Source organism: Bradyrhizobium sp. CCBAU 45384 (genome assembly GCF_028128665.1).
Taxonomy (GTDB): domain Bacteria; phylum Pseudomonadota; class Alphaproteobacteria; order Rhizobiales; family Xanthobacteraceae; genus Bradyrhizobium; species Bradyrhizobium manausense.
Genome location: NZ_LBIZ01000091.1, coordinates 41,790 through 68,128, shown reverse-complemented (window position 1 = coordinate 68,128; position 26,339 = coordinate 41,790). Strand labels below are relative to the sequence as shown.

The following is a 26,339-nucleotide window of genomic DNA, read 5'->3' as shown; positions in this document are numbered from 1 at the left end:
GTCGCCCAGTACGGCAGCGACGGGCCTGCGGCGACGTGCGCGGCGTCTGCCCGATCCTGGTTCCCGTCCACCGTCTGCAGAAGGAACATCCCGCGTGAACGCGCTGGCTGAACAGATCCTTTCCGAATTGCGCTACCTGCTGTGCGAGATGCGCGATGGCGGCAGCGTCGGTCCATCGATCTACGACACGGCGCGAGCTCTGCAGTTCCGCGGCAACGTCACCGGTCGGCAGGACGCATACGCGTGGCTCATCGCGCAGCAACAGGCCGATGGCGGATGGGGAAGCGCGGACTTCCCGCTGTTCCGTCATGCGCCGACGTGGGCGGCGTTGCTGGCATTGCAGCGTGTCGACTCGCTTCCCGGCGCTGCCGACGCTGTGCAGGCTGCAACGCGGTTCCTCCAGCGCCAGCCCGATCCCTATGCGCATGCGGTGCCGGACGACGCGCCGATCGGCACGGAGCTGATCCTGCCGCGGTTTTGCGACGAGGCCGTATCCTTGCCGGGCGGCGAGGCGTTTCCGCGCCACCCGGCGCTGTTGCCGTTGCGGCAAGCGCGGGTCAAGCTGGGCGCCGTGGCGACGTTGCCGAGCGGCCATCCGTTGCTGCACTCCTGGGAAGCCTGGGGGACGTCGCCGACAACCGCATGGCCAGATGATGACGGCAGCATCGGCATCAGTCCGGCGGCCACCGCCGCGTGGCGTGCGCACGCCGTGACACAGGGGAGCACGCCGCAGGTCGGGCGCGCCGACGCGTATCTGCAGGCGGCATCGCGAGCGACGCGCAGCGGCATCGAAGGTGTCGTTCCGAACGTCTGGCCGATCAATGTGTTCGAGCCATGCTGGTCGCTGTACACCTTGCATCTGGCCGGTCTGTTCGCGCATCCGGCGCTCGCCGGGGCGGTGCGCGTGATCGTCGCGCAGCTCGACGCCCGCCTAGGCGTGCGCGGTCTGGGCCCGGCCGTGCACTTCGCGGCAGATGCGGACGACACCGCCGTTGCGTTGTGCGTCCTGCGCCTTGCAGGCCGCGACCGGGCGGTCGATGCGTTGCGCCATTTCGAAATCGGCGAGCTGTTCGTCACCTTCCACGGCGAACGCAATGCCTCGGTGTCGACCAACATCCATGCCCTGCATGCGTTGCGACTGTTGGGAAAGCCCACCGCCGGCACCAGCGCCTACGTCGAGGCCAATCGCAACCCGCACGGTCTCTGGGACAACGAAAAATGGCACGTTTCGTGGCTGTATCCCACCGCGCATGCGGTTGCAGCGCTGGCGCAAGGCAAGCCCCGGTGGCGCGACGAGCGCGCGCTGGCGGCGCTGCTGCAGGCGCAGCGCGACGACGGCGGCTGGGGCGCCGGTCGCGTGTCCACATTCGAGGAAACTGCCTATGCGCTGTTCGCGTTGCACGTGATGGACGGGAGCGAAGAGCCGACAGGGCGGCGGCGCATTGCGCAGGCGGTGGCGCGTGCGCTGGAGTGGATGCTCGCCCGCCACGCGGCGCATGCATTGCCGCAGACTCCGCTGTGGATCGGCAAGGAACTGTATTGCCCCACCCGGGTCGTGCGCGTGGCCGAACTCGCCGGGTTGTGGCTGGCGCTTGGTTGGGGGCGGCGCGTCCTGGCCGAGGGAACAGGAGCGGCGCCATGACCGAACGCGCGATGCAGCAGGTGCTGGAGTGGGGGCGTTCCCTGACCGGGTTCGCCGATGAGCACGCCGTGGAAGCGGTCAGGGGCGGCCAGTACATCCTGCAGCGCATCTACCCTAGTCTGCACGACATCAGTGCCCGCACCGGCCGCGATCCGCAGGACGAAACGCTGACCGTGGCGTTCTATCGCGAACTGGCGCTGTTGTTCTGGCTGGACGATTGCAACGACCTTGGCCTGATCGCGCCGGAGCAGCTCGCCGCGGTGGAGCAGGCACTGGGGCAGGGCGTGCCGTGCGCGCTCCCCGGATTCGAGGGCTGCGCTGTGCTGCGCGCTTCGCTGGCCGCGCTCGCCTACGATCGTCGCGATTATGCTCAGCTTCTCGACGATACCCGGTGCTACTGCGCGGCGCTGCGCGCCGGACACGCGCAGGCGGCAGGGGCGGGAAGCTGGTCCTACGCCGAGCACCTGCATAACGGCATCGATTCGATCGCCTACGCGAACGTGTTCTGTTGCCTGTCGTTGCTGTGGGGACTGGACATGGCGACCTTGCGCGCGCGTCCGGCGTTTCGCCAGGTCCTGCGGCTCATCTCCGCGATAGGGCGCCTGCAGAACGATCTGCATGGACGCGACATGGACAGGTCCGCCGGCGAGGCCGATAACGCGGCGATCCTGCTGCTGCAGCGCTATCCGGCTATGCCGGTGGTAGAGTTCCTCAACGACGAGCTAGCCGGCCATACGCGCATGCTGGATCGGGTGATAGCGAAAGAACGCTTTCCCGCGCCCTGGGGACCGTTGATCGAGGCCATGGCGGCCATCCGCGCGCAGTACTACCAGACCTCGACCAGCCGCTACCGCAGCGACGCTGCGGGAGGAGGCTAACGTGCGCCGGCGTGAACGCGCGGGAGGCGGCGGCGTGCGCGGCTGCCTTCGGTCCGATCCGGCGGATGCCCTCGTAGTCCACCGTGCAATACGCAGTGGTAGAGAGCCCTGGGGAAGCGGATAGTTGGTCTATGGATTGCCGATGAAAGGGGCTGCCATCGCTCATCGCGAAATCCCAGAGATGCAGCTTCGGTAGCAGCAGAACTCCGCCTACGTTCTTATGCGCACTTCCCGCAATACGCGCTGACGATAGATCTTCGATACATTCGTCCGAAGTCGACGTCAGCAGCGCAACGCCTGCCGCATTCAGGCCGCTGTGCTTCCGGCAGCTGGAGCCAAACTCAAGATTTTGGCGCTTGCTCAGAAAAACGCCTCTGTATGAGGGTCCCGGACGCGCAATAAGAGGAACCGCGCTGTGACAGTCTCTCTTGACGGCGAAGTTCGAGACGGACGGCACTACATGCAGGTCCGTGTCTACTTTGAAGATTCCGACGCCGGCCAGATTGTTTATCGCGCGAATCTTTTTGCGTTTCATGGAACGTGGCGGAACGAATTACTTGCGCCTGCTCGGCACCAATCAGCAAGCGCTGCTCAAGGAAACGCGGAACGATCCGCCAGGCTTTGCCTTTGTTGCCCGTTCCGTCGCAGCAGCACCATACGCGTTCGGCGTGCTGGGCGACCCACTGGCTTACATCAAGGGAGGCGTGGCTTGGCAAAACAATCAGGGCGACTTCGTCAATAACTACGAGGGGGCCGGTTGCCACAGGAGAAAACCGATTTCGACTATGGTCGTCTCGGGGGCATCATCGGGCTGGGCGTCGAGCAGGCGCTCACGCCCGCATGGTCGTTTACAGCCGAGTATGACTATCTGCATTTCGGCGGGCCGAGTGTCGCGACTCCTGCCACCGTGCAAGATCCGCCTTTGGCAATTCTTCCGGCGAACACAACGAGCCTGTCTAGGAACTATCATGTCGGAAAGATCGGATTGAGCTATCATTTTGGCGCCACCCCCAGGGGAAACGGCTAGCGAGTGCCGTTACGCGCTTGTCAACGTAGCCGACATTGTCGGTGTAGACGAGCACTCACGGTGTGTTGGTCTTCAACCATAGATCCCTGCGCGCCGAATTCCTCATGTGTATGTCCGATTGCCGCCGGAATGTCGTAAATCCGACAGAGCTGCCTGGGCAATTCCGCACGAAATGCCGTAGCTGGACATGTTCTTCTCGTCCAACAAGGCGCAGTCGAGATTTTGTACGTGGCATGGCGGTTGCTAATGAGCAGACAGACCACTGCCGCGGCTACAGGCCAAGCCGCTGCCCCATCCCAAGTCACACAAACGAGCTTAATCAATGAAGCGACGTACCCGGACCCGGACAGATTTTACGCGAGCGCCAACGACAAGAACTTACACGAGTTCAAGGAGGCTTCTGTGGAAATCCTGGATATCATCGGAATTGGGATCGGCCCATTTAACCTTAGTCTTGCAGCGCTTATTGAACCGACTCCGCTCCGCGCACTTTTCCTGGAGAAGCGAGACGGGCTTGTCTGGCATCCAGGCCTTGCGCTGCCGAACAGTCGCCTACAGGTGTCGCCGCTCAAGGATTGCGTGACCCTGGTCGATCCTACTAGCCCATATTCATTCCTCAACTATTTGGCACTGCATGGTCGGATCTACAGCTTTGTCAACAAGCGCAATGCTTCAACGTCCCGGCAGGAGTTTATTGAGTATTACCGCTGGGTCGCAGGGCGACTCAAGACGCTCCGCTTCTCCGAGGACGCCAAGGATGTCATTCCCTTTAGAGACGGCTACCGCATCAACACGAATACGACCACATACTTAGCACGCGCTGTTGTTGTTGGTGTTGGCGTAGAGCCCCGGATCCCCGCCTGCGCCAGATCCTACCTATGTGGCACTGTCTACCATGCAGCTGACTATCTCGAGCGGCCGCTACCGCATGCGGCCGAGCATGTGCTCGTTGTGGGAGGCGGTCAGAGCGGGGCTGAGATTATCGAGGACATTCTTACTCGTTCTGTATCCACTCAGATCACGTGGGCAACGTCGCGTTCGAACTTTTTTGCCATCGACGACAACAGCTTCGTGAATGAGGCTTACACGCCCGAGTATAGCCATCGCTTTCACGCTCTACCGCTTCAGCGACGCCGCGATTTGGTCGAGGGCGAGATGCTTACGAGCGATGGCATTTCCGTCGACTTGTGCAACCGCTTATATGAAATGTTGTACGAACGCACCGTAGATGGCACGCTGGCCGATCGTTTTCGTGTGTTGCCGAGCGTAGTCGTGAAAGACATTACCTCCCACAAACAGGGCTGGCGAGTAGATCTAGATGAGGTCGCAACGCAACGAAATACCTGCATCCTCGTCGATCGTATCGTGCTTGCTACTGGTTTCCAGCCACGTACGCCGCCCTTCTTGGAGGCCTTGCTCGAGGGAGCGTGTATGGAAGATGGCCTGCCAGTACTTGGCGTGGACTACGCAGTCCGCTTCGGTCGGCCCATGCCAGGACCAATATATCTACAAAATCAAAGCCGCGTGCAGCACGGATTGCAGAGCGCCAATCTATCTTTGGTCGCGTACCGTAACAGTCAAATTATCAATAGCCTCCTCGGCCGACCGTTCTATTTGAATACATCCGATAGGCAGATGATTCAGGTTTACGCACCTTCGGACGCGTCTGAACGAGACGCCGGTGGGGTTGCGATGCGATCAACCCGACAGGTATCGGGTGGCACATGAACGGCGGCTCGACCTCACCGCTGCAGGGCCGGATTGCGGATGGAACGGCCAACACTGCCGACCAGCTTTCGGGCACGCTCGACTACCGCGCCTTTGTACCATTTTTTATTGCCTCCATTTTCATTGCAGCAGCTTACGGCACTAGCTTTCTATTGCCGGACTACATGCATGCGCTCGAAACGGATGGTCAAGCCGCGGGTCTTGTCATTTCCAGCGGCATGGCTAGCACTCTCGTTTCCTGTTGCTTGGCAGGGTGGCTGGCAAAGCGGATGGGCCTTTTGCCCACGTTGACTGTCGCATCGCTGTTTATGGCGTTAGCCATGCTTGCCTTTGCCGGCGCTGCCCTCGATACGCGAGCGGCGTACGGTGGAGGATTGCTGGTGGGCGCTGCCTGGTCGGTGTTCTTCATTTTGGCACCGCTGCAGATAATCCGCCATCTACGGCCCTCAGCCCGTATTCAGTATTTAACGGTCTTATCCGGATCACAAATGGCTGGGCTCGGCCTGGCAGCTCCACTTGGTCACTTGCTTGCAAAATACACTGGCACGCTGGCAACGATTTACGTGGTGCTTGCGATTGCGTGCGTGATCGCCGCCGCCTGCGTAGACCTTACAAGACGCGCGACGTCGAGGCTATCGGCACTGGCTATGCCAGATATCGCAATTACACTGGCCGCGACTACGACACTGCTTCAGAAGTGCACAGCACTCCCGATCGCCATGATTACCATTTCAGCCTGCATGTTCGCGGGGCTGTCCACATATCAGAGCGCGTATTCCGCATCACGTCACTTGAATCCCGATCTGTTCTTTCTCGTGTTTACTGCTACGAGCGTGGTACTGCGCCTCTCAGTCGCTCACCTCATGGGCAGCCTGCCGTTGCGCCGACTGGCGCTCACGCTCATCCTACTGACCGCTGCGTCTCTGGTACTGTTCCTTCTCAACGGTGGCAGCACCTCACTCTATATTGCGGCCTCTGTCCTCTTTGCCGCCGGCTATGGGTTGAGTTATTCAACCTTGAATACGATAGCCGTCAATCTCGCTGGCGAGCACGGCGTCTCCGTGCCCGCTACATCGCAGATCTTTACCCTCGCATACTTTCTCGGGCTCTTCGGCTTTCCTATGGTCGGAGGGCAATTGGTCCGTGGATTCGGTCCTGACGTGATGTTGCTGAGCCTATTGAGCGCGACCGCTCTTAATGCGGTGCTAGCAACCCGCCTCGGCAGATGCACAGCTGATCCGTCTCATCTTAGGAAGGAGCTCGCACATGCTGACTGAAGCGCAACAATCGAAATGGAATAAAGATGGATACCTTCGATTGGAGAAGTTCTTCGATCCAGCGACGCGCGACAAGATTTCTCGTTACGTTGAGGAAGTTGCACGTTGGGATGTAAGCTCCGACAAGTGGATGTTGTGGTTCGAGAAGACGAGTGACAGCAGAAAAATTATCTCAAAGGCCGAGAACTTCTTAGACTACCATGCCCCTCTAAGGGGCGCCCTCTTAGCCGATGGCCGCATTCGTATAGCGGTCGAGACGCTCTTGAATGAGAAGACACGGATGTTGAAGGAACTTCTGATCTTCAAGTATCCGGACAGCGGCGGATACCGCCCTCATCAGGACATCTATCATGTCCCGCACAAGATACCCGAACGCATGGTGCACGCAATTGCATCCATCGCCGTGGACGACTCCGGCCCGGGTAACGGTGGGCTCTTCTTCACGCCAGCTCGCCATAAGGAAGGAATGTTTCCGATGGATGCCGGTGGTGTGATTCACCCGGAGATCGCCGAGACATTCGCATGGGAGCCGGTGCGACTGAAAGCTGGCGATGTATTCATTTTCGACGATTATGCGCCCCATTACTCCTTGCCAAACAAGAGCGATCGGTCGCGACGTGCGATTCACTTGGTATTCCAGCGCGCAACCACTGGGGGGCCTACACGCACCGAATACAACCGTATGAAGCGTGCCTACAACCCACCAGAGGAAGCTTTGGCGGATCTTGAGAACCTAAAGCGTCCCAATGGCATATTCTATCGCGACTGATAGCCACTTCTGAGGAAGACCAACGTGTACACGACACAGCTCGATCATTCTCTGATGAGAACCGAATACGGCGTTCTGGTCTGGCGCCTTTTAGAACATCTCCCGGAGGGTCTCAGCCCAGCATTTGGCGCTTCAGTCGTGGAGCTCGCTCCAGGCGATGCGGTCGACCCGCACGATCATCAGGAGCACGAGCTGTGGCTGCTGATCTCTGGTCGTGGAGAGTTCGAAGTCGACGGTCAGGCCCGTGATGTTAGCGAAGCGACCTTGTGTTACATGTCGCCACATCAGACGCACACTATTCGCAATATCAGCCAAGAGAGCACTCTCAAGTTCATCTCGATCTGGTGGGATTGACGTGCGCACTTATTTTGTCTGTCCCGCGCCGCCTTGCCCTAACGGCAAACTACATCTGGGCCACGTCGGCGGTGTGTATTTACTCGCTGATATATTCGTCCGCTTGCAACGCATGACCGGCCATCGGGCCTACTACATCACCGGCTCGGACGAGCACGGCACGCATACGCTAGAAACGGCACGAAAGCTCGGCCGATCCTTTGGCGAGGTCGCAGAAGAATACGTTCACAAGATCTTAGAGTGTTTGCGCGCCGTGCAAATTACGCCTGATGTGTTCGTGCGCACGTCGAGCGCGATTCACAAGGGAAATGCGCTGACGATATTCCGCGAGCTGCAGGTGGCCGGCTACGTCGACGTACGGCAGGGCGTCCAACTGTATTGCGAAGATTGCGATGAGCTCGTTGCGGACTCGCTCGCAACTGGCCGTTGCCCGGCTTGCTCATCGCCTTGCGACAGCAACCTGTGTGAGAACTGCGGGCTGGCTCTTCAGCACGACACAATCTGCGACGCCCGGCACGTCACCTGCGGCCGCAATCTTGTGCTAAGACCCATCACGCAGGCCGTGTTCGACATGCCACGTCTCGCTCACTCACTGCACGAGGCCATTGGAGAAAGCGGATGGCCCGAGCCGATACGCGCCAAGGCGCGCGCTTGGCTACACCGGGAGGTGCGCGGCTTGCCGATGACCCGCCATTTCAGGCACGGTGTGGAGCTAAAACAGCCGGACTCTCTGATCGGCCAAACGCTGCTTACATGGTTTGAGGGCCTCTGGTGCTTCGATACCGGAATTCGCGAGCAATGCGCCCGCTTAGGTCTGGACGCAAACGCGACGTTGCACGACGAGAATAGCGAACTTCTCTTCTTCATGGGGCAAGATAATCGCTTCTATTACACGCTAGGTGTGGCCGGCGCTCTACTCGCGCGCGGTTACCGAATTCCAAAAAATCACTCCGTCCAGGATTTCTACAAGCTGGAAGGCGAGAAGTTTTCCACTAGTCGTGACCATGCTCTTTGGGCCGATGAAGTGGCGCGTGACGTAGGACCAAACGTACTCCGTTATGCGCTGGCGCGAGTGGCCAAGCCCTTTGGAACCGACGCAAACGATTTTAATCTCGACGGACTCATCTCGGCAGCGTCACACATGCGGGTCTGGGAAGATGCGTTACGGCGGTGTGCAGAAAACGCACGTACAGTAGAGAGCGCCGAACTCTCTCCGAATTTCCGACGCTTCGCTGAAGATTACGCCGAAGCGGTCACCGGACTTCGTTTCTGGGATGCGCTTGATATCATCGACAGGTGCTTCGAGCTAGCTGGCTTTGCACATGCAGACGATTGGACATGGAATGCTGCGCAGATCTCGCTGTTCCTGAGCCTCCTCTATCCCGTAGTACCTGAGCTAGCGATGGGCTACGGCCAGCATTACTTTGGCGGTGCATGGCGGCCGTCCCTCGAGACTTTCGCCGTAGCAGCCCAGCCAAAGACGTCGGTGGATTTTCCCCGTTTCAGCGCGCCAATACCCGAAAACTTTGCCGCGGAGTACAATAAGCGCTTTCGCAAAGAACAGATTTCGCAATCATGACGATCCGAATGATGAAGCCATGAATTCCCGCATCTCAAGACGCAGCGCTATCGCTCAGGGTTTCGCGCCGTTCAACTCCTCGAGTGCGAAGCATGGTATCAATTTTGGCTACGGGCTGGCTGACCCGGTGATGTTTGCAGAACTGCCGTGGCCGGGCGGGTTTGACGGAGGTACAGGTGTGGCTCTCGCAGATCTTCCGCAGTATACGGATGCGGCGGGTTTGCCCGAACTCCGTACAAAGCTCGCACTGAGGTACGGTGTGCGGCATGACCAAATTATGCTTACGGGTGGAGCTTCACAGGCCTTACAATTGCTTGCCGATAGCTGGATTGACCCCGGTGACGTGGTCCTGACGGAGGATCCCTCCTACTTGGGTGCACTGCGTACGTTTTCGATCGCGGGTGCAACCGTGGTCCAGCTAGGTCTGGCCGCAGAGGGAGTGGATCTAAACGAAGTCGAGGCAATGCTGCAGACCAATGCCCGGGTGAAGCTTTTCTACACGATGCCAGCATTTCATAATCCGACCGGACGCCAGATGTCGCGCGACTATGTGGCCAAATTGGCGTCACTGCTAGCCCGCAGTGGCGCTCTCTTGGTGCAGGACCTTGTCTATGCTGAGTTACCCTACAACGGTCCAGCGCATTGGCTGGCGCCAGGCAATAACGTGATCAATGTCCATAGCATCTCGAAAATTGCCGGACCGGGGCTACGGGTAGGCTGGGTGCTTGCGGAGTCGGACATCATCCATAGGCTTGCGCACCTCAAACGCGACGGGGGCGTAAGTCCGGTTCTAAGTAACATCGTTTTGGGGTTGTTGCAATCGAACGCTCTTGACTCGCACATAACACGCTTGCGCGAGCACTACCGAGCGAAGCGAGACAGCGTACATAGCTTGTTGCAGTGCAGCCGGATTTGCGACCCGGAATATAGCGTGCCAAGCGGGGGCTTTTCGTTCTGGGTTCGTCTTCTGGGTACGGATCCGAAGAGGTTTATTGAAGCGGCAAGCCGCGAGCACGACGTGCACCTTATAAATGGTCGCAACTATGGCCCACGAAGTGGCCGGTACTTGCGCCTGTGTTTCAGCTATCTTCCAATATCTCTCATTGAGCAGGGGCTGGACCGCTTAAGTCACTTGCATGCTAACCGCTAGGCACGCGTGGTACGTTTCAGCAGAGTTTTCCGATCTGGGACGAGGCCCAGCTCCCAGCGCCGACACTTCTGAAGAGAGATAGCTCGCGAGGACACAACAAGTCGCCGTCCTGCTTTGTTGCCCGGCCGGCAAGGTCGCCTTGGTGCGCCCCCAGCCTAGGACGCGAGTAGCGCTATGCCGCTCAGCGACTTGTCAAGCCTCCTGCAACTAGCTGTCGGAGCAAATCTTGGGTTCGGAGCGCTCGATTCGTTCTACGAACCGCTGAGCGTCAAAACTGAAAGATCTCTATCCGTCATCGACGAGCATCTGGAAGAAATTAACGGACGTCTGGGCTCAGACGCCAATGCTGCGGCGAAATCGTTCCAGATAACGCAGTCTTACAGCGAGCTGGCCCTTTAGCTCTGTATTCTGCAGTTGGGCCGAAGATTATGGGAAGGGTCGTTGGCACGGACACTGGTCCTGATAGATGGACTTCTGGCTTTCTTGGGTCTTTTCGTCGTTTCTCTCGCGGCAGACGTCACCTCCGAGACGTTCTTCGTCGTGATGGCGGCAATCGCCGTCGCAACAAATCTGCCGCCGCTCGTGTTCGCGGCCAGCATGTGGATCGTTGCATTCAAACACGAACGACAAGCCACCCCACGAGTGGAGAGAATTGAAAACCAGCTCTACAAGAATTTCATCCGGCCGGATCTGAAGTGAGGCCCGCCCGCTTTTGAGCAGGGCGTAGGCCGCAACGGCTCGGCCGTCCCGTCGACAGAAATGCCGCTACAGCAGAGTTCAAATCATAAACGACCCTGGCGAGGGGCCGGATCAAAATCAAGCCCTCGAACGACTGTGCCGACAACAGAACGCCGCCTCCTTGATGCTGGCGACGTCGGCCTTCATTGCAATGGCGCGGTCGATGTCTTGATCGAAATAGACCCCACCCTCACGAATTCCTTTGGAGGTTCACCAGGCTTCTCCTTATGCTGGGCCTGAAACACCACACGTAGCCCGTTGGCGAGATCTCCAGGATTGGACAAACCAAGCTCCGAAAGTACATCCTTCAGCGGAATGGTCAGCGATACAGGCGCCAAATGTCCCGCGTGGGCGCCGTGGCCCCCGTCATCGGTAGGCCAAGTGAACGTACCGAGCTGACCTACCTTGACTTGCCGGGTGCCTTGCTGCCCGTCCGGTAACGTCGCCAGAATGTTGAAGCTGAAACCGCCGTTCTTGCCGTCGGTTCCGATCTCGACGTCTTCGAGGACAAGCCATGCTGCGGTGATTGCGCCAGGACCGGGCGGAGTGCCAGCGGTGGTGAGACTATGGAGCTGCGTTTGGGCCGATTGCGGTAGCTTGAGGTCGACCGCCACAGAACTTGCGCCGAGTGCCACTGGCTTCGCCGCGGCGACAGTAGCCATAGCTGAATTGGCTGTGGGACCAGGCAGAGGCATCGGTGTGTCGCTTTGGATGGTGGCTGCGGCAATCACAGCCGGCTGAAATGCCGGAAGTGGTGCCTCGTCATCATAACGGTATCCGAGCGAGCCTTGACTATCTACCACCGCGCCAGCCGTCTGCTTCATGTCGCCAGCCTGGTCGTACGTGAAGGTCGTTTGCTTCCAAGCCGTGTCGTTCGGGTTCGTATGGCCGGCCATCTTCGTCCAGACCGTCCAGAGCCGATCGATATTCGCATGATGAACCCAAAAAACCGGATCTCTCGCCGAAGCCAAGATGTTTCCCATATCTCCGCCAATCAGATTATGAACGGCACCGTGCGGATCCAGCTCAAACGGGATCGAAAAGCACTTACGCCAGTCGGACACAGAGGGCGGCAACAGGGCTTTCTGGTCCAGCGGCGACCGCGATAATGCGCCGCTATTGACGCTTTCGTTCACTCTGGCGTGCCACAACGGATTAGTCGCATCGTTGCCTTCAGTGAAAATCTTCGGCACGTCCTCGTCTTCATACCAATTCCAGTAAGGTAGATCGAACTGGGTCGTCGCTCCGGCCTCTTGGGCGGCGCGTTTGAGTGTTGCCTCGAAGAAGAATAGAAACGGACGGTGCCACGAGATGAAATGTTCAGCCACGGCCGTTGGGCGCAAGGGATTTGGCCTAAAGCGCGTGTGCTCACACTGATTATAGATCTTGCCCAGACTGCCAGGGTCGTCGGTCGTGCCGTGAACAGCCGACCAGTAATACCATCCGAGTGGATCATCCTGATTTGCTTTGGTCCTGGCCTTCATCTTGCCGACACCGGCACGCAAGGCGGCCACCTTCTGAGGGTCCTGCGAGAATGTTTTGGCGTTTTGGCGGGTTCTTACGGGGCCGGTTTGCGCCTCGACCGCCGTCTGAACGACGACCTGAGGTAGGCCGATAAGCGCGGCGTACGACAGTATCGCTCTTCGCGTGAGTGTCATTTTGGTTCTCCTGCGAGTCGGGACGTCAGTCCGGGCACCCTTGCGTGATCCAGTCCTCGATAATCTTGATCTGATCATCCGGTATAAATGGGCCGCCCTTCGGCATGCGCAGCAGAGGGCTGTCTATACCCGCCCGGAGATCGATCACTAGGTTGGCGGCGGCGCCGTTTTGGCCAATGACGTCCGGTTGAATGAGGCGCTTTCCATGGCCCGACGCCGCGAGGAGATCGGCCTTGGTGTCCCATTTGAACGTCGCGCCGTGGCCCTGCAAGTTGGCCGGCCTCCCCTTGGCTTGGACCCATGTCGTCATACCTTGATCGAGGATGCCTTTGACTTGATCGAAACCCATTTCGGTCTCCTCGCTATTTCGAGTCGATGACGAACTTCGAGAAAATGTGGCTGACGTTCAGCTTCCTGGCGCTCAATACGACGTTGGCGTTGCTGTCCGTCACTGCCTGCGTATCGTGACAGCTGAAGCAGTTGACGAAGCTATTCTGGGTGAAGGACTCCATCGCCATGCTCGAGAGACCATCTTCGCCGGCGACGATCGCAGCCGGATCGTCTGTATCCATACCGGCCGGATTTACGATAGGCATGTCCACCGTGAGGAGTTGCGGTTTATCCATCCAGATCGCCCCCACGAGCCGATAATTGCGACGCGGGTCGTTCGGAGCGCTCTGCGCAAACAGTGACGTCATAGACGTGTTGAGATCGGTGACATCACCATCTTCGCCTATACCCGTTCCAACCGACTTTGATCCAGCGAACAACCGATAGATAGACGTTTCAACCGGCTTCCCACCGCTGAGAAATGTTTGGGATTTCTCGTCAAACGAGGTCACCATCGCATCGTCCTTCAGAAAATGGTTCGCTGCCGACGCGAGGGTACCATTTTTGTAAAGCGTGAAGTCCTGTGCACTGATCGGTCCGTCGACGCCGCCCGGCAGCCCATTGTCGACGGAGGGTCGAGCTGCAGCAGCCGGTGCCAGATCGCGTACGCCGTTTTCATTCACATGTTCGAAGGTCGCCCAGACGAATTCGGGATGGCCTTCGGGTCTGAACACTACGTGAAGAGCGAGTAGCGCGACGGTCTCAGTCCGAGGCGGCGCGGATTCATCGATTTCCAGATGCTGGCCATTACGCTTTAGCGTTGGAACGCTGGCTTCGGTAACCGTGATATAATTCGACGGAATGCTACCCTTGGGAACGACGCGCCAGGCAGATTTAAGTTCGACCGATCCCGTTGGAAGTTCGAGGTTGGGGTCGGCGCTCTCGATCTCCGCCTTGGTGGTCAGCTTCTTTGCTCGAACGAAGTCGACGAACCTCTGGTTCATATGTATGGCATAGAAGATCGGTTGGCCGCTCTGATCGATCAGAAGGCCTGCAAATCCCGCTTGACGCACCCCTGCGTTTATGGAGCCGGGGGTGCTCGGTCCCGGGAATCTCATCGTATCAGCGGTGAAGTTGTTCGACCCTTTTAACGCGCGGGGCGCCACAGCCAACAGGTTCAGCCTCTTTGACGCGAATTTCGATCCGATTGCAGCTCCGAAAACATCACCAATCGTCGGATAGGAGAGGAAGGCCGGATTTCCGTTCACAGGTTGGGCGGCGAACAAGAAGTTGTGCCAGGCAGGTTTGTAGAAAACACAATCCGGTGCCGGATGCGGCGGCGGTCGGTCGAAGGTAGGTGTCGGGGTCCTCGGTAGCCACTGAGGGTCTGCCGTGCACTCCGCATAACTCACGGCAGGAAGAACGGCAAAAGCGAGAGTTGCGAGGACGCGAACGCAATCTATTCGAAATGAAAAAGGGCTCACGGAAAACCTCCGCGAAGTTGAATTAATCGTGCTGCTCGAATCTTGAGGACGGGTCGAAAGTTAAAGCAGAAAATAGAACCCGACCTGGCCCTACGCAGGCCTAGTCAAACGGCGTCTTGCATAACGTCCCGACGAAAATCGCTGATATCGATGACTTGATTGTTACCTCGTTATGCGGCAATTTGCAATTGTATTTCTATGGGGGCAAAAATGTTTCGTTCTTTTCTCATCGCTACCCTTCTAATGTGCTGCGCTGCAAATTCCGTCCGCAGTGAAACGATCCTCTGCCCCAAGCAGAAGGAGCCGGCCTGCCAGGACATTCTCCCGGCCCAGGAAATCAACTGTGATCGCGCCGCTTGCAACGTCGCAAAGAACTCGGAGGGCGGTCGCACGTCTTGCCTTTGGACGTGTGCTGCGCACTTCGAAAACTTCAGTATTAACGGTGTTCCGCTCCAATCGCTGCTCGACGCTCTCAAGAAGACGCAACAGCAGCAGTGACGTGGAGTGGGCACGATGAAGCGAGCGATCACGTCGGCCGCAGCGGCGGCCGGAATATGCGTAGCCCTTTCCGGATGCGGGACCTACGTTCCGCAGATGCAGGAGGCGTGGGAGACGTCCCGCACTCCGGTACTGACAGCAGGCGGCGATCTTGAATTCAAGATCCGGGAAAAGATCTATTGCGACATCGTTCAGGCCGTGCATGACAACGACGCCTTGCTGCCGACTCGATGGGGAGTACAGACCACCGTCGACCTTCAGGTCGACGAGACGGGGGCATTGAATCCCGGCGTATCGTTCATCGATCCTCTAGCCGACGGCCAGGCGCGCTCGCTCGGCCTCGGCGGAACGCTCTCATCCCAAGGTACGCGCGAGGACAAGTTCGGCAATTATTGGAATCTTGATAAGCTTCGCAAATTCTCCGGCGGTACTTGTGATCAAGACAGACCTTCGTTCCACGGTTCGTCGTTCCTGTTGGAGAGTCATCTAGGAATCTCGGAGTGGTTGCGGGATAGGCTCCAGTCCGAGCTTGCACTTCCGTCGTCTTCGATACCTAGAGATGCCGGGGATACGTTCAAACAAGATGTGTTGAGCTACCACGTCAAATTCGTGGTGATCACCTCCGGTACTGCGAATCCGGTCTGGAAGCTCGTCCGGTTTTCGGCCGGCGACGGCTCGACGCTCGCATCGCTTGGGCGAACGCGGACGCACGATCTCCTGATAACATTCGGAGCGGCCTTTAAGCCGGGCACCGCCAATGTCGCATTGGCTTCGCATCAAGCGCAGGAAATCGGCATCGCAGTCTCAAACGGCAATCGGACGCTGGCTCCGAGATGACGCCACCGAGGGACGCAAGTTTGGACGCGTCGCACGAACTATCCGCAATGCTTCGCACGCACCAAGTTTCGCACAAGCTTCACCTAGATCATTGGTTGATGGAGGAACGAATGGCCGACTAAGACGAGAGGCGCGCGTTTAGAACGCATACTGGCCATTGCTTGTGATCACGGGTGCGTTGCTCTCAAAAACGCACTGAAAGTCGCTTTGCAAGATTGAAGTGACTCGATTTTGGGTGCAATAGCGCGGCTTAGAAGCGGGGCTGAGACGCAGCCAGAAAAGTCGGCGCATGGGCTGGCCGGAGTTCGAGACCCTGACGGCACGCCTCCGCCTGCCAACTCCACGAATCACTCGCACATGGGCGCAGGCGCGGATATGACGCGGATTACCCTCGGGAAGAGCCGGGTGCGGGGTGTGCTGCAGATGCACACGGAAGGGGGTTTGCAATGAACAACTGACCGTGGGGATAAGCTGCGCGAAAGATGAGGGCGGGCCCCTCGGGATCGGCTTTCAGGAGCAGGTCCCAAACCAGTCCAAGCTGCTGCGTTCAAAAGGCGTGGTGGTGAGCGTTGGATCAAAAGTTCGAATGAAATTCGGGCAGGTGAGCATTCGAGAGACGAGCGTGAGCAAACCCTCGGTGACGCGCCGAAAGGCTTTAGACACTGCCAAAACCGGAGGCGCTCGCATCCTCTGGGATAAATCTGTCGGTTACCTGAGTACTGGGCAGATAGCAGTCGGCGTATAGGGGGCGTGAAGCGGATGCAGGCTTTCGTGCGGAACTGCAGGAACCAGTCCCTGGATGCCAAGGGAGAAGCTGAAGCGGCCAAAACTGCGAGGCGAGAGTACCGAAGCCAGGGCCTGGGGCGGACCGACCCGTACGAGCGGTGAAGGCCCCGTAATCGGGCCGGAGCAAAGGGGTCGGGTCAGGACAATCGTATTGACGTAGCAACTGGAAACAGGATGACGACGACGATCACGACAAACAAGCCGTTTCATATCGATAAGAAACGTGTGTACGAGGCTTACAAAGCGGTCAAATCCAATGCGGGTTCGGCCGGTGTGGATGGACAGACGATCGAGCAGTTCGACTCCGACTTGCAGAACAATCTCTACAAGCTTTGGAATCGGATGAGCTCAGGAAGCTACTTTCCACGACCGGTGCGCGCCGTCTCCATTCCCAAAAAGGCTGGAGGCCAGCGCCAGCCGTAGCGGATCGCGTGGCCCAGATGGTTGTCAAACAACTCATTGAGCCGGACTTGGACCCAATATTTTTGGCAGACTCCTATGGCTATCGGCCGAGAAAATCGGCACTCGATGCCATCGGTGTCACGCGCAAGCGGTGCTGGAAATACGACTGGGTTCTCGAGTTCGACATCAAAGGTCTGTTCGACAACATCGACCACGAACTTTTGCTACGGGCTGTCCGGAAGCACGTGACGTGCAAATGGGCGCTGCTCTACATCGAACGATGGCTGACGGCACCTATGGACAAGGATGGAATAATTATCGAGCGAACCCGCGGCACCCCTCAAGGTGGCGTGATCAGCCCTATATTATCCAACCTTTTCCTGCACTACACGTTCGACCTCTGGATGGGGCGGACGCACCCTGACCTCCCATGGTGTAGGTATGCAGACGATGGTCTAGTGCACTGCCGGAGCGAGCAAGAAGCGGAAGCCCTAAAGGCCGAGCTACAAACTCGCCTGGCGGAATGCGGACTTGAGATGCACCCCACCAAAACCAGGATCAATCTACTGTAAGGACAGCCGGCGGAAAGGAAGCTATGCGAACGTCAAGTTTGACTTCCTTGGCTATTGCTTCCGGCCCCGACGGGCAAAGAACTCGCAAGACGCCTCGGTGTTCTGCAGTTTTAGCTCGGCCATTTGGCTTTGCCCTCACAGATCCGCGACCACGACCCAGAAGAGCTTTTTGATAAAAGCAGGCGGCTCCGTCAAGAGTCGTCAACTACCAGCATAGTCAGTTGCCCCCGGGATGACCACCATGCGAGAGCTATCTTTAACGGCTTACATGTGAAGGGCAAGTCGTTGTTTTCCGAGCTTGAGAACGAGTGCATAAACCGGGAAGTCGAAAGGCTTAATCTTCCCAACTCTCGGATCAAGCGCTTCGCCCCAGTTAGCTACGCACAAGCCGGAGAAGACGTTATTTTGGAAGGAATGTTGGCTGCAAGACTCTCCAAGAGCCAAAGATCTTGGGAGAGCGTGTTCTACGTCGAGATCGGCGCTAATCACCCCATCTCCACCTCGAATACCTATCTTATGTATCAAAGAGGAGCGCAAGGTGTTCTAGTCGAACCCAATCCTGAATTGGGATCGCTGATCCGGACAGTGCGTCCGAGAGACGTTCTCGTGCCGTCCGTTGTCCTGCCAACTTCACGCGCGTCTGCCACGCTCTTCATCGGAAACGCTCATGAGTTGTCTTCTTTGAATGAAGCGCATATCGAGAGCTTCGGAGACTTCGACGGCCTAGGAGGTGTGCGAGAGCATATCGAGGTGAGCGCTATAGACATCAACGAGCTATTGACGCCCTATGCAAACAAGATCGATTTCTTGTCGATTGATTGCGAAGGATTAGATTACGATCTCGTCAAGGCCATTGACCACGAGCGCATCAAGCCTGCCATAATCCAGTGCGAGCCAAGTGAGCATTTTCTCGGTGGCAACACGGCTCGCATCATAGATCTGATGGAGAGCAGAGCGTACCGTCTTGCTGCCGTCACCGATCTAAACGTCATCTTCGAGAGATTGAACTGATGCAGCTACTAAAGGTAGCCCGGTGCTAGTTCTCTCCGGCGAACCCCACTGATTGATGCAGGAGCACGATCTCCTCGGCGCATTTGCCGGCCAGGATGATGAGCTGCACAGCTCGAGGAGTGGGATGGATGAACCGGCGTACCGGACCATTCCCGAACGTCGGAAACAGGTTGCGCCAGTCGCACCTCCCAAGCCAGGAGGCCACTCGAGCCGGCGTCAGCCAGGACTGGGTCCCCAAGCGCCACATTGCGCGAGGCACCGAGCATGGATTAGCTCGGAAGCCATTCGCCAGCAATATAGTTGTTTGTCATCGATAAGCTCTGAACTTGACTAAATTCCGGAGGTGCATGAGCTTTCGGCCTCGCACGTCAGTTCGCCGACCAACTTAATTCAGGCAGAACCATTTCAATGGCCCCAGCGGAGCGCCAAAGGGTTGACTTCGCGCGCCAGTTCAATCAGGCCGGCTTTCGTATGGGGATGAATTTGCTCGAGCGGATGCCGCACCGCGTCAGATCTGATGACTTTACCCTCCATCATCACGGTCTTGGCTGCCCGCAGGCCACATTGACGGTTCTCGTAATTGATCAAGGGCAGCACCTTTGCATAGGCAGCGGCCGCTTCCCCGCTGCGACCCGCCACATGATAATCGAAAACCGGCCGCAACAAATCCGGACATAGCGCGCTCGACATCGTCCCGGTCGCTCCAGCCTGCAGATCTGCCATCATGGTGATGGCCTCCTCTCCATCAAACGGACCGACTATGGCAGCATTGCCCGCCTCGATCAGATTGCGCAGCTTCGCGGCGGCAAACGGGACTTCGATCTTGAAATAGTTAACAAGCGGCACCTCCCGTGCGAGCCGAACGAGAAAGGGTACCGAAAGCGTTACGCCGCTGAGCGGCGCGTCCTGAACCATGATCGGAATTCCCGCCGCATCGGCGACACGAGCGAAATGCTCGATCATATGATTTTCATCCGCCTTGAGACCGGCACCGTGGTAGGGCGGCATCAGCATCAGTAGGCTTGCGCCTCGTTCGGCGGCATAGCGTGCGCGTTCCACCGCAATCCGAGTGCTAAAATGACTGCAAGTCACCATGACCGGTCTGCGGCCGGCGACGTGTGACAGACAGAGGTCAACTAGCAATCTGCGCTCCTCGTCCGACAATAGGAACTGCTCGGAATAGTTGGCAAGCATACAAATTCCGTCGACCTTCTGATCGATCATGCAATCCAAAACACGCCGTTGCCCCTCCAGATCGAGATCTCCAGAGTCCGTGAATGGCGTTGGCGCGACTGGAAACAGACCTCCATAGGTCTGGCTTGTGTGATCTTGCATGAGTTAGAATCTCTCTGGGGAGGGATTGAGGGGCATCGGAAGTGCGACTGGTGTGGTGCATCGATCGGGATCGCCAATGTCGCTCGCCTTGAACAATGTTACGAGAACTGACCCTTGTCTTCGCCGGCAAACACCTTGCTACGAACATGGTTCGGAATTTCTCGGAACGCCGCTAACGGCGTGGTTTGACCTGTGAGGTTCGCTGACACTTGTGTTGCGGCTGGGGAGCAGAAAATTGAGCCTGACAAGACAATGCGCGCAGGCTGCGTGTTATTAGCGATCCTTCGCGGGTGCAGTTGAGTCTCGAACGATCAGACGCGTTTCGAGCTCGACCCTTGCATGGATGTCCAGGGAATTTTGATCCGCCAGAAAATAGTTGGCGGCCTGTTCGCCCATCAGGCGAGCCGGGACATCAACTGTCGTCAGCCCCGGAGTGAGATACTCTGCGATGTCGAGATTGTCGAACCCGATCATCGAAATGTCCTTGGGCACGCTTAATCCTGCCTCTTGGCATGCGCGCATCGCTCCGACAGCCAGCACGTCGCTGCCGCAGAATATCGCAGTCACATTTTTGTTTTGGTTCAGAATAATTTTGGCGGCTGCTCGACCCCTGCTGAACTCGTAGGGCGATTCCACAACGACAATACTGGAGCGGCTTATTCCGCGACGCTCAGCCATGGCGAGGAAGCCCTCGAGGCGACCGGATGCTCGGTCGTTATCGCGCGTTACGCCAGCAATAACTGCAAGGTGCCGATGGCCGAGATCTGCAAGGTAGTTTGCCGCCAAAGCCCCGCCGCTGCGGTTGTCAAAACCCATGCTGGGGATCGAAACGTCGTCCGAGAGGGCGTAGGTTACAGCATATCGCACCTTGTGCTCACGCAGCAGTTTTAATGTTTCCTTCCTGTGGCAAGAACCCACGAGAACAACACCGTCGACGCCCTTTTCGATCAGGTTGCGCACGACGCGTGTTTCCCGATCCAGATCGTAACCCGTTGCAGAGTAGACCAGCGAAGCGCCGGCCGGTGCCAGCCGGCTCTCCAGACCTTCGAGCATTCGCGTGAAGATCGCTGCATCCAGCGTCGGAACTATCAAGCCAATCAGTCGAGACCGCGAAGATCGCAGCGCGCGTGCTGATCCGTTGGGAACATAGCCGAGCTCATCAACGAGCCGAAGAATGCGCTCTCTTAAGTCAATTGCGACGGTTTCGGGCCGATTCAATACGCGCGAAACTGTCGCGATAGAACAACCGGCCCGTTTCGCTATTTCCACCACAGTGGGTGATTGCCTGCCTCGGTCAATCCGGGCCGCTTTTTCTAACGCCATGAGCCTACTTCTTTTCCACCAGCCAGCCCTAAAAGGCGGCCCCCTCAGACCATACTATTGAAATCGTTATCATACCGCCAGCGTCGATACAATTGATCATATTGGGCAAAATGACGTTGGCAAGGGCCTATTAGAGTCTGTTTTGCTTGAGTTTTGCGGATCTCCGTCTTTTTCACTTGTCGGATTACCAATGGCAATGTAAACCTTTTCAAAACGACGCTTCCCGCGTATGCAGAAGCGGGCCGGGGCACAAGGCTGCCCCACAGGGATCAGGCGCATCAAAGTGGTGAAGGCATGCAATTGAAAAAGAATAAGCGAACCGGCGAAGTGCCAATCATCACGGCTCGGCAAGCCGTATCGCTGATCTCCGATGGCGATTGCGTCTATTTCGGCGGCTCTGCCGGAGTTGCGATCCCTGAGCTCGTCATTGACGCCCTTCGCGACGTTCATTCCGAGCAGGGGTCTCCCAAGAACTTGATGCTGGTGGGAACGGTCGCCATCGGCGATTGGGCAACGACAGGATTCAACAAGCTCGCAGCCCCAGGCCTGGTGCGTCGAGTGGTAGCCAGCGGCTTGAACAATTGTCCGGCGCTTGGGCGGCGTGCGCTCGCCAATGAAATTGAAGCCTACACCCTCCCTCAGGGAGTCCTGGCGCAGCTCACCCGCGAAAGCGCGGCGGGACGCCCCGGCGTGATCACGAAAGTGGGCCTCAGAACTTTCGCTGACCCTCGTATCGGCGGCTGCAAGCAGAGCGAGTGCAGCAGAGAGGAGATGGTTGCTGTTGTCGACATCGAAGGAGAAGAGCACCTGCTCTACAAGACTTTCCCCATCCAGGTCGCGATTCTGCGAGGCAGTATTGCGGACGAGAAGGGAAATATCTCGCTCGAAGACGAGGCATATGTCGGCGAAAGCATGTCGATTGCCGCTGCCACGCGCCGCTCTGGCGGGATAGTCATTGTCCAGGTCAAGCGGGTCGCAGCATCCAATACGCTGAACCAGCGAGAAGTGAGAATCCCTGGGGTTCTGGTCGATTACCTCGTCGTCGATCCCCATCAGCGACAAACCTATGCGACGGAGTATAGCCCAGCCTATGCCGGAAAGATGCGTGTCCCCGACGGGAAGATCGCATCGCTGCCGTTCGATGTGAGAAAGGTGATCGCGCGACGAGCGGCCCTTGAATTGTACCCGGGAGCTACCGTCAACATCGGCTATGGGATCTCGAACGGAATTGCGGTTGTGGCCGCAGAAGAGGGGATCTACCGTTCAGTCACATTGACGGCCGAGCAGGGGGTCATCGGCGGTATTCCTGCCCCCGGACAGGACGCTGGCGCAGGTACGAATTACGACATGATTGCGCCGCAGCCGGATCAATTCGACTTTTACGACGGTGGCGGGTTGGACATCGCATTCTTGTCTTCTGCTGAAGTCGATCGACACGGCAACGTCAATGTGAGCCGCTTCGGCGACAAGATCATAGGGCCAGGCGGCTTCATCAACATCAGCCAGGGTGCCCAAAAAGTCGTTTTCTCCGGTACCCTAACGGCATCGGGATTGAATGCGATCCCGGACAACGGGACTCTCGTCATCGCTAACGAGGGAACGGTCAAGAAGTGGGTGAAGGACGTCTACCAGATCACCTTCAGTGGCGCTTTTGCAAAGGAGCGCCAGCAAGAGGTCGTTTTCATCACCGAGCGTGCCGTGTTCAAGCTTACGCCAAACGGGGTCATGCTCACCGAAGTCGCACCTGGCATATCTGTCCAAAAGCATGTGCTGGCGAACATTGAGTTCGACGTAATTGTCTCGCCCAATCTGAAGCTGATGGACGCGAGGATATTCAAGGACGAGCCAATGAATTTGGCGGTGCAGTTTCATGATAGGGCAGGACCGGCGTAAGGAGCGGCTGACGTGAAGTTCGTCTCGATGGAATGCGAAGACAAAGTCCAGATCCTGGCGATGAATAGGCCGGAGCGACGCAACGCGCTCGGCGAAGACATGCTGAAGGATCTAACTGAGTCGGTGGGCAAGGCAGCCGGCGACGCGGCTGTGAACGTCATCCTGATCGCTGGGAATGGCCCCGGTTTCTCGGCCGGCGCAGACCTGAAGGATTTCTCGGCGGGCGACATCGACGACACTTTCGACCTGAATCGCCGGCTGGGTGCATTTGTGCGCTCCCTCGCCCTTGCCAGAAAGCCTGTCGTCTGCGCGGTGGATGGGTTTGCCTTGGGCGGCGGCCTCATGTTCGCAGCGGCATGCGATGTTGTCGTAACCGCTCGGCAAGCGCGCTGGCATCTGCCGGAAGTGTCTCTGGGCTGGCTGCCGGGCTTCGGGCTGGACACTTTGGCCGCGCGCGTCGGCCCGTTTGCGGCTCGGTCCTTGAGCTGGAGCCCGACTGGGATCGACGGAGTGGAGGCACATCGGTTGGGCCTGGCTGACATTCTGTCCTCGCCGGCTGAAACCGCTCGCGAGGCGGCGCTCCGCTACGCCAAGGGCCTGGCGGCAATGCCGCCCCACGCCGTGCTCACCACAAAGCAGTTTTTCACCACCTCGGTAACCCCAAGGGCAGAAGTCATGGATGACTTGGCCAACCGCTACTTCGTTCAAGACATTCTGCATGAGACCGCGCAAGCGAACATGCAACGCTTCCTTCCGAAGAAAGCCGCCGGCGCCTAGCCCTTCGCAGAGTTTGATTTGAAGGAATGATATGAATCAAGCTGTCCCTCCTCTTGTCATCGCCGAGCGGCCTGACCCGGCCGTACTCCTGCTGCGGCTCAATCGCCCAAAGCAAGGGAATGCCCTGCGTGCGGCGCTCTTGGGCGAGCTTGCGGATGTGCTTCGTGCGGCTCGCTCTGACGAGGCCGTGCGGTGCGTGGTTTTGACGGGTGATGAGCAGGGCTTTTCCGCTGGAGCCGATATCAAGGAGATGCAGCAGCACGGTTTTGAGGCGCTGAGCGATCCTGCACGGCAGCATGCATGGGATTCCATCGCCGGCTTCCCCAAGCCGCTCATTGCAGCGGTTCGAGGCGTCTGCCTCGGCGGCGGCCTCGAGCTCGCGATGCTAGCCGACATCCTGCTTGCCGCGGAAGACAGCGTGCTTGCGCAGCCGGAAATCACGATCGGGATCATGCCCGGAGATGGCGCGACCCAGCGGTTGACGCGGAGCATCGGCAAATCCCTTGCCATGCAGATGGTGCTGACAGGTGAGCCAATCAGCGCGGAAAGGGCATTGGCTGCTGGCCTCGCATCCGAAATGCTGCCGTCGTCTGAGTTAGTCGAACGCGCGCTCGCGATAGCACGCGTCAACTCGAAGCGCGCGCCGATTGCTGCCCACTTGGCCAAGGAGTCGATTCAGGCAGGTTACGAAACCGCGCTGTCGGCTGGCTTAGCGATTGAGCGACGCGCTATCCGTTACGCATTCACAACCGATGACCAAAGGGAGGGCGTGGCTGCCTTCGTCGAAAAGCGGCAGCCAATATTCTCCGGACGCTGAGGGAAGCGCCCAAATCCGTTCCTGATCAAGCAAGTCGTCCGCGATGCGACAATGCTCCACACTGCGCTGCCGTGAAGAAATGTAAACGTTTTCATTATAATAAATGCGAGGAAACAAATGACTACCATCGTTGAACCCATCCCCACAGCCAATCCGCAAAGCTCGGCGCGGGCAGTGTCGCCCCAAAAACGAGTTGCCACGAGGAGCATGACCATTGCTTTGGGCGGTGGCGTGGCCCTGGAGTGGTACGACTGGACTGTCTACGGAATGATGGCTTCTTTTCTGTCGCCACTTTTCTTTCCCTCCAGTGATCCGACAACATCGCTGCTCGCCGCACTCGCCGTTTACGGCGCGGGCTTCTTCGCGCGACCGGTCGGAGCTGCGATCCTCGGTCCGATAGCAGATCGCATCAGCCACAAGCGCGTGATGATGATTTCCGTCACCGCGATGGCCTTGTGCTCGCTGCTCATTTCGGTCTTGCCCAGTTACAGGGAGCTCGGCGTCGCAGCGGCGATCATATTGTTGATCATCCGGCTTGTTCAGGGACTTGCTACCGGCGCCGAGGCCGGAGTCGCAAATGCCATAGCGATTGAACTTGCTCCACAAGGCCAAGAAGGGCGCTACCTTGGCCTGATCAGCGGCACGTTCATTCAGCTCGGTGTCTTCGGCTCCAGTTTGGTCGCCTTTCTCGTGAGCGCCTCGGTGGCGTCCGAGACAATGCACGAATGGGCTTGGCGGCTACCTTTTGCCGTCGGCGGAGCCCTCGGCCTGCTGATCATCTATCTGCGCAGCAAGCTGCCAGAGACCTTGATCAAACACGTCATGCATCGGGATGAATTATCACGTACGCAGGAGACAACCGGTGGCGTCTGGAAGACGCTCTGGAGCGTGCGGCTTTCGCTGCTCGCGGTCATCCTGGTCGTCGGGGCGGTGCAGATCGCGAACTACGCGTGGAATGCCGGCTTGCCCAACCTGGCGAATGGCGTGTTCAAGGAGAACAGCACCTGGGTGTACGGGATCACGACGCTGATGGGCGTGATCTGGATCGTTACGGCGCCGTTTGTGGGCGCCTTCGCCGACAAAGTTCGGGCTTCGCGAGCGTTCACACTCCTGCGGCTCTTGCTCGTGGCGTGCTTCTTCCTGACGTTGCTCTATTCGGAGAAGAGTATTTCGACGTTCTTCTTTGTAATGGTGTTCGGCGGCGCAATCGTCGGCTTCAACATGGCTCTCTACAACTTTATTGCGACCACCTTGATGCCACGCGCGGTGCGCACGACGGGCATCGCTGTCGGGTATGCGCTTGGCGTATCACTCTTTGGGGGTACCTCTCCCTATTTGCTGGTCTGGTTGCAGCACGCAAATATGGCATGGATGTTCCCGGTTTATGGATCTGTGGTCGCGGTGCTCAGCGTCGTCGTCTATCACGCAGCAAAAAGGCGCGGGCTCGTCTACATCGGCGACTGAATTTGCCGCT

At 58.1% G+C, this 26,339-nt stretch carries 22 protein-coding genes and 2 pseudogenes; 19 read left to right on the top strand and 5 right to left on the bottom strand.

Annotated features, from left to right (window positions below; all coding sequences use genetic code 11):
- The first annotated feature begins 94 nt into the window (after positions 1 to 94).
- From XH80_RS07830 to XH80_RS07775, 12 genes and pseudogenes are all read left to right on the top strand, one after another.
- Complete coding sequence (locus tag XH80_RS07830; protein ID WP_271598090.1) at positions 95 to 1,642, top strand: hypothetical protein; 1,548 nt, start codon at positions 95 to 97, stop codon at positions 1,640 to 1,642.
- Positions 1,639 to 2,520 carry a terpene synthase family protein gene (locus XH80_RS07825; RefSeq protein WP_271598089.1) on the top strand — a complete coding sequence of 294 codons (882 nt, stop codon included), beginning with the start codon at positions 1,639 to 1,641 and terminating at the stop codon, positions 2,518 to 2,520. The genes XH80_RS07830 and XH80_RS07825 overlap by 4 nt, the downstream gene beginning before the upstream one ends.
- A gap of 415 nt (positions 2,521 to 2,935) precedes the next feature.
- Positions 2,936 to 3,164 (top strand): annotated as a pseudogene (locus XH80_RS07820) (4-hydroxybenzoyl-CoA thioesterase); the annotation flags it as partial.
- Positions 3,165 to 3,277: 113 nt separating this feature from the next.
- Positions 3,278 to 3,547 carry an outer membrane protein gene (locus tag XH80_RS07815; RefSeq protein ID WP_271598099.1) on the top strand — a complete coding sequence of 90 codons (270 nt, stop codon included), beginning with the start codon at positions 3,278 to 3,280 and terminating at the stop codon, positions 3,545 to 3,547.
- A 246-nt stretch (positions 3,548 to 3,793) separates the two neighbouring features.
- Entirely contained in the window at positions 3,794 to 5,275 is a 1,482-nt protein-coding gene (locus XH80_RS07810) for a lysine N(6)-hydroxylase/L-ornithine N(5)-oxygenase family protein (protein WP_271598088.1), read from the top strand.
- Positions 5,272 to 6,552: an MFS transporter gene (locus XH80_RS07805; protein ID WP_271598087.1), complete on the top strand. Its 1,281-nt coding sequence runs from the start codon at positions 5,272 to 5,274 to the stop codon at positions 6,550 to 6,552. The genes XH80_RS07810 and XH80_RS07805 overlap by 4 nt, the downstream gene beginning before the upstream one ends.
- On the top strand, positions 6,542 to 7,321 hold the full coding sequence (locus tag XH80_RS07800) for a phytanoyl-CoA dioxygenase family protein (protein WP_271598086.1): 780 nt from the start codon (positions 6,542 to 6,544) through the stop codon (positions 7,319 to 7,321). Before XH80_RS07805 ends, XH80_RS07800 begins: the two co-directional genes overlap by 11 nt.
- A gap of 24 nt (positions 7,322 to 7,345) precedes the next feature.
- Complete coding sequence (locus tag XH80_RS07795) at positions 7,346 to 7,675, top strand: cupin domain-containing protein (protein WP_271598085.1); 330 nt, start codon at positions 7,346 to 7,348, stop codon at positions 7,673 to 7,675.
- Between the two features lies 1 nt (position 7,676).
- Complete coding sequence (locus XH80_RS07790; protein WP_271598084.1) at positions 7,677 to 9,254, top strand: class I tRNA ligase family protein; 1,578 nt, start codon at positions 7,677 to 7,679, stop codon at positions 9,252 to 9,254.
- A gap of 19 nt (positions 9,255 to 9,273) precedes the next feature.
- A complete protein-coding gene (locus tag XH80_RS07785) occupies positions 9,274 to 10,404 on the top strand; it encodes an aminotransferase-like domain-containing protein (protein WP_271598083.1) in 1,131 nt (376 codons plus the stop codon).
- 174 nt (positions 10,405 to 10,578) lie between these two features.
- Entirely contained in the window at positions 10,579 to 10,803 is a 225-nt protein-coding gene (locus tag XH80_RS07780) for a hypothetical protein (RefSeq protein ID WP_271598082.1), read from the top strand.
- A gap of 42 nt (positions 10,804 to 10,845) precedes the next feature.
- Positions 10,846 to 11,103, top strand: a complete 258-nt coding sequence (locus tag XH80_RS07775) for a hypothetical protein (protein WP_271598081.1) — start codon at positions 10,846 to 10,848, stop codon at positions 11,101 to 11,103.
- Between the two features lie 182 nt (positions 11,104 to 11,285).
- Here XH80_RS07775 and XH80_RS07770 read toward each other — a convergent pair whose 3' ends face one another.
- The 3 genes from XH80_RS07770 to XH80_RS07760 are packed head-to-tail and all read right to left on the bottom strand — an operon-like array spanning position 11,286 to position 14,416.
- Complete coding sequence (locus tag XH80_RS07770) at positions 11,286 to 12,800, bottom strand: tyrosinase family protein (protein WP_271598080.1); 1,515 nt, start codon at positions 12,798 to 12,800, stop codon at positions 11,286 to 11,288.
- Positions 12,801 to 12,825: 25 nt separating this feature from the next.
- The gene (locus XH80_RS07765; protein ID WP_271598079.1) at positions 12,826 to 13,149 is read right to left on the bottom strand and encodes a hypothetical protein; all 324 of its coding nucleotides are present in this window, start codon (positions 13,147 to 13,149) and stop codon (positions 12,826 to 12,828) included.
- A 13-nt stretch (positions 13,150 to 13,162) separates the two neighbouring features.
- On the bottom strand, positions 13,163 to 14,416 hold the full coding sequence (locus tag XH80_RS07760) for a hypothetical protein (RefSeq protein ID WP_271598078.1): 1,254 nt from the start codon (positions 14,414 to 14,416) through the stop codon (positions 13,163 to 13,165).
- A gap of 711 nt (positions 14,417 to 15,127) precedes the next feature.
- Between XH80_RS07760 and XH80_RS07755 the strand changes: the two genes are divergently transcribed.
- From XH80_RS07755 to XH80_RS07745, 3 genes and pseudogenes are all read left to right on the top strand, one after another.
- A complete protein-coding gene (locus XH80_RS07755; RefSeq protein ID WP_271598077.1) occupies positions 15,128 to 15,949 on the top strand; it encodes a hypothetical protein in 822 nt (273 codons plus the stop codon).
- Between the two features lie 960 nt (positions 15,950 to 16,909).
- Positions 16,910 to 17,792, top strand: a pseudogene (gene ltrA, locus XH80_RS07750) (group II intron reverse transcriptase/maturase); the annotation flags it as partial.
- Positions 17,793 to 17,994: 202 nt separating this feature from the next.
- Complete coding sequence (locus tag XH80_RS07745; protein ID WP_271598076.1) at positions 17,995 to 18,720, top strand: FkbM family methyltransferase; 726 nt, start codon at positions 17,995 to 17,997, stop codon at positions 18,718 to 18,720.
- Positions 18,721 to 19,125: 405 nt separating this feature from the next.
- Here XH80_RS07745 and XH80_RS07740 read toward each other — a convergent pair whose 3' ends face one another.
- Together XH80_RS07740 and XH80_RS07735 are read right to left on the bottom strand one after the other, a co-directional pair.
- Positions 19,126 to 20,055 (bottom strand): dihydrodipicolinate synthase family protein, encoded by a 930-nt coding sequence (locus XH80_RS07740; protein ID WP_271598075.1) that lies wholly within the window; start codon positions 20,053 to 20,055, stop codon positions 19,126 to 19,128.
- A 273-nt stretch (positions 20,056 to 20,328) separates the two neighbouring features.
- Positions 20,329 to 21,378, bottom strand: coding sequence for a LacI family DNA-binding transcriptional regulator (locus XH80_RS07735; protein WP_271598074.1), 1,050 nt, complete (start codon positions 21,376 to 21,378; stop codon positions 20,329 to 20,331).
- A 294-nt stretch (positions 21,379 to 21,672) separates the two neighbouring features.
- On the opposite strand from XH80_RS07735, the gene XH80_RS07730 reads away from it, so the two are divergent.
- The 4 genes from XH80_RS07730 to XH80_RS07715 all read left to right on the top strand — a co-directional run bounded on the left by XH80_RS07730 (position 21,673) and on the right by XH80_RS07715 (position 26,329).
- Entirely contained in the window at positions 21,673 to 23,271 is a 1,599-nt protein-coding gene (locus tag XH80_RS07730) for an acyl CoA:acetate/3-ketoacid CoA transferase (protein ID WP_271598073.1), read from the top strand.
- Positions 23,272 to 23,283: 12 nt separating this feature from the next.
- A complete protein-coding gene (locus XH80_RS07725) occupies positions 23,284 to 24,048 on the top strand; it encodes an enoyl-CoA hydratase/isomerase family protein (protein WP_271598072.1) in 765 nt (254 codons plus the stop codon).
- Between the two features lie 31 nt (positions 24,049 to 24,079).
- The gene (locus XH80_RS07720) at positions 24,080 to 24,865 is read left to right on the top strand and encodes an enoyl-CoA hydratase-related protein (RefSeq protein WP_271598071.1); all 786 of its coding nucleotides are present in this window, start codon (positions 24,080 to 24,082) and stop codon (positions 24,863 to 24,865) included.
- 117 nt (positions 24,866 to 24,982) lie between these two features.
- Positions 24,983 to 26,329 (top strand): MFS transporter, encoded by a 1,347-nt coding sequence (locus XH80_RS07715; protein WP_271598070.1) that lies wholly within the window; start codon positions 24,983 to 24,985, stop codon positions 26,327 to 26,329.
- Positions 26,330 to 26,339 lie beyond the last annotated feature (10 nt).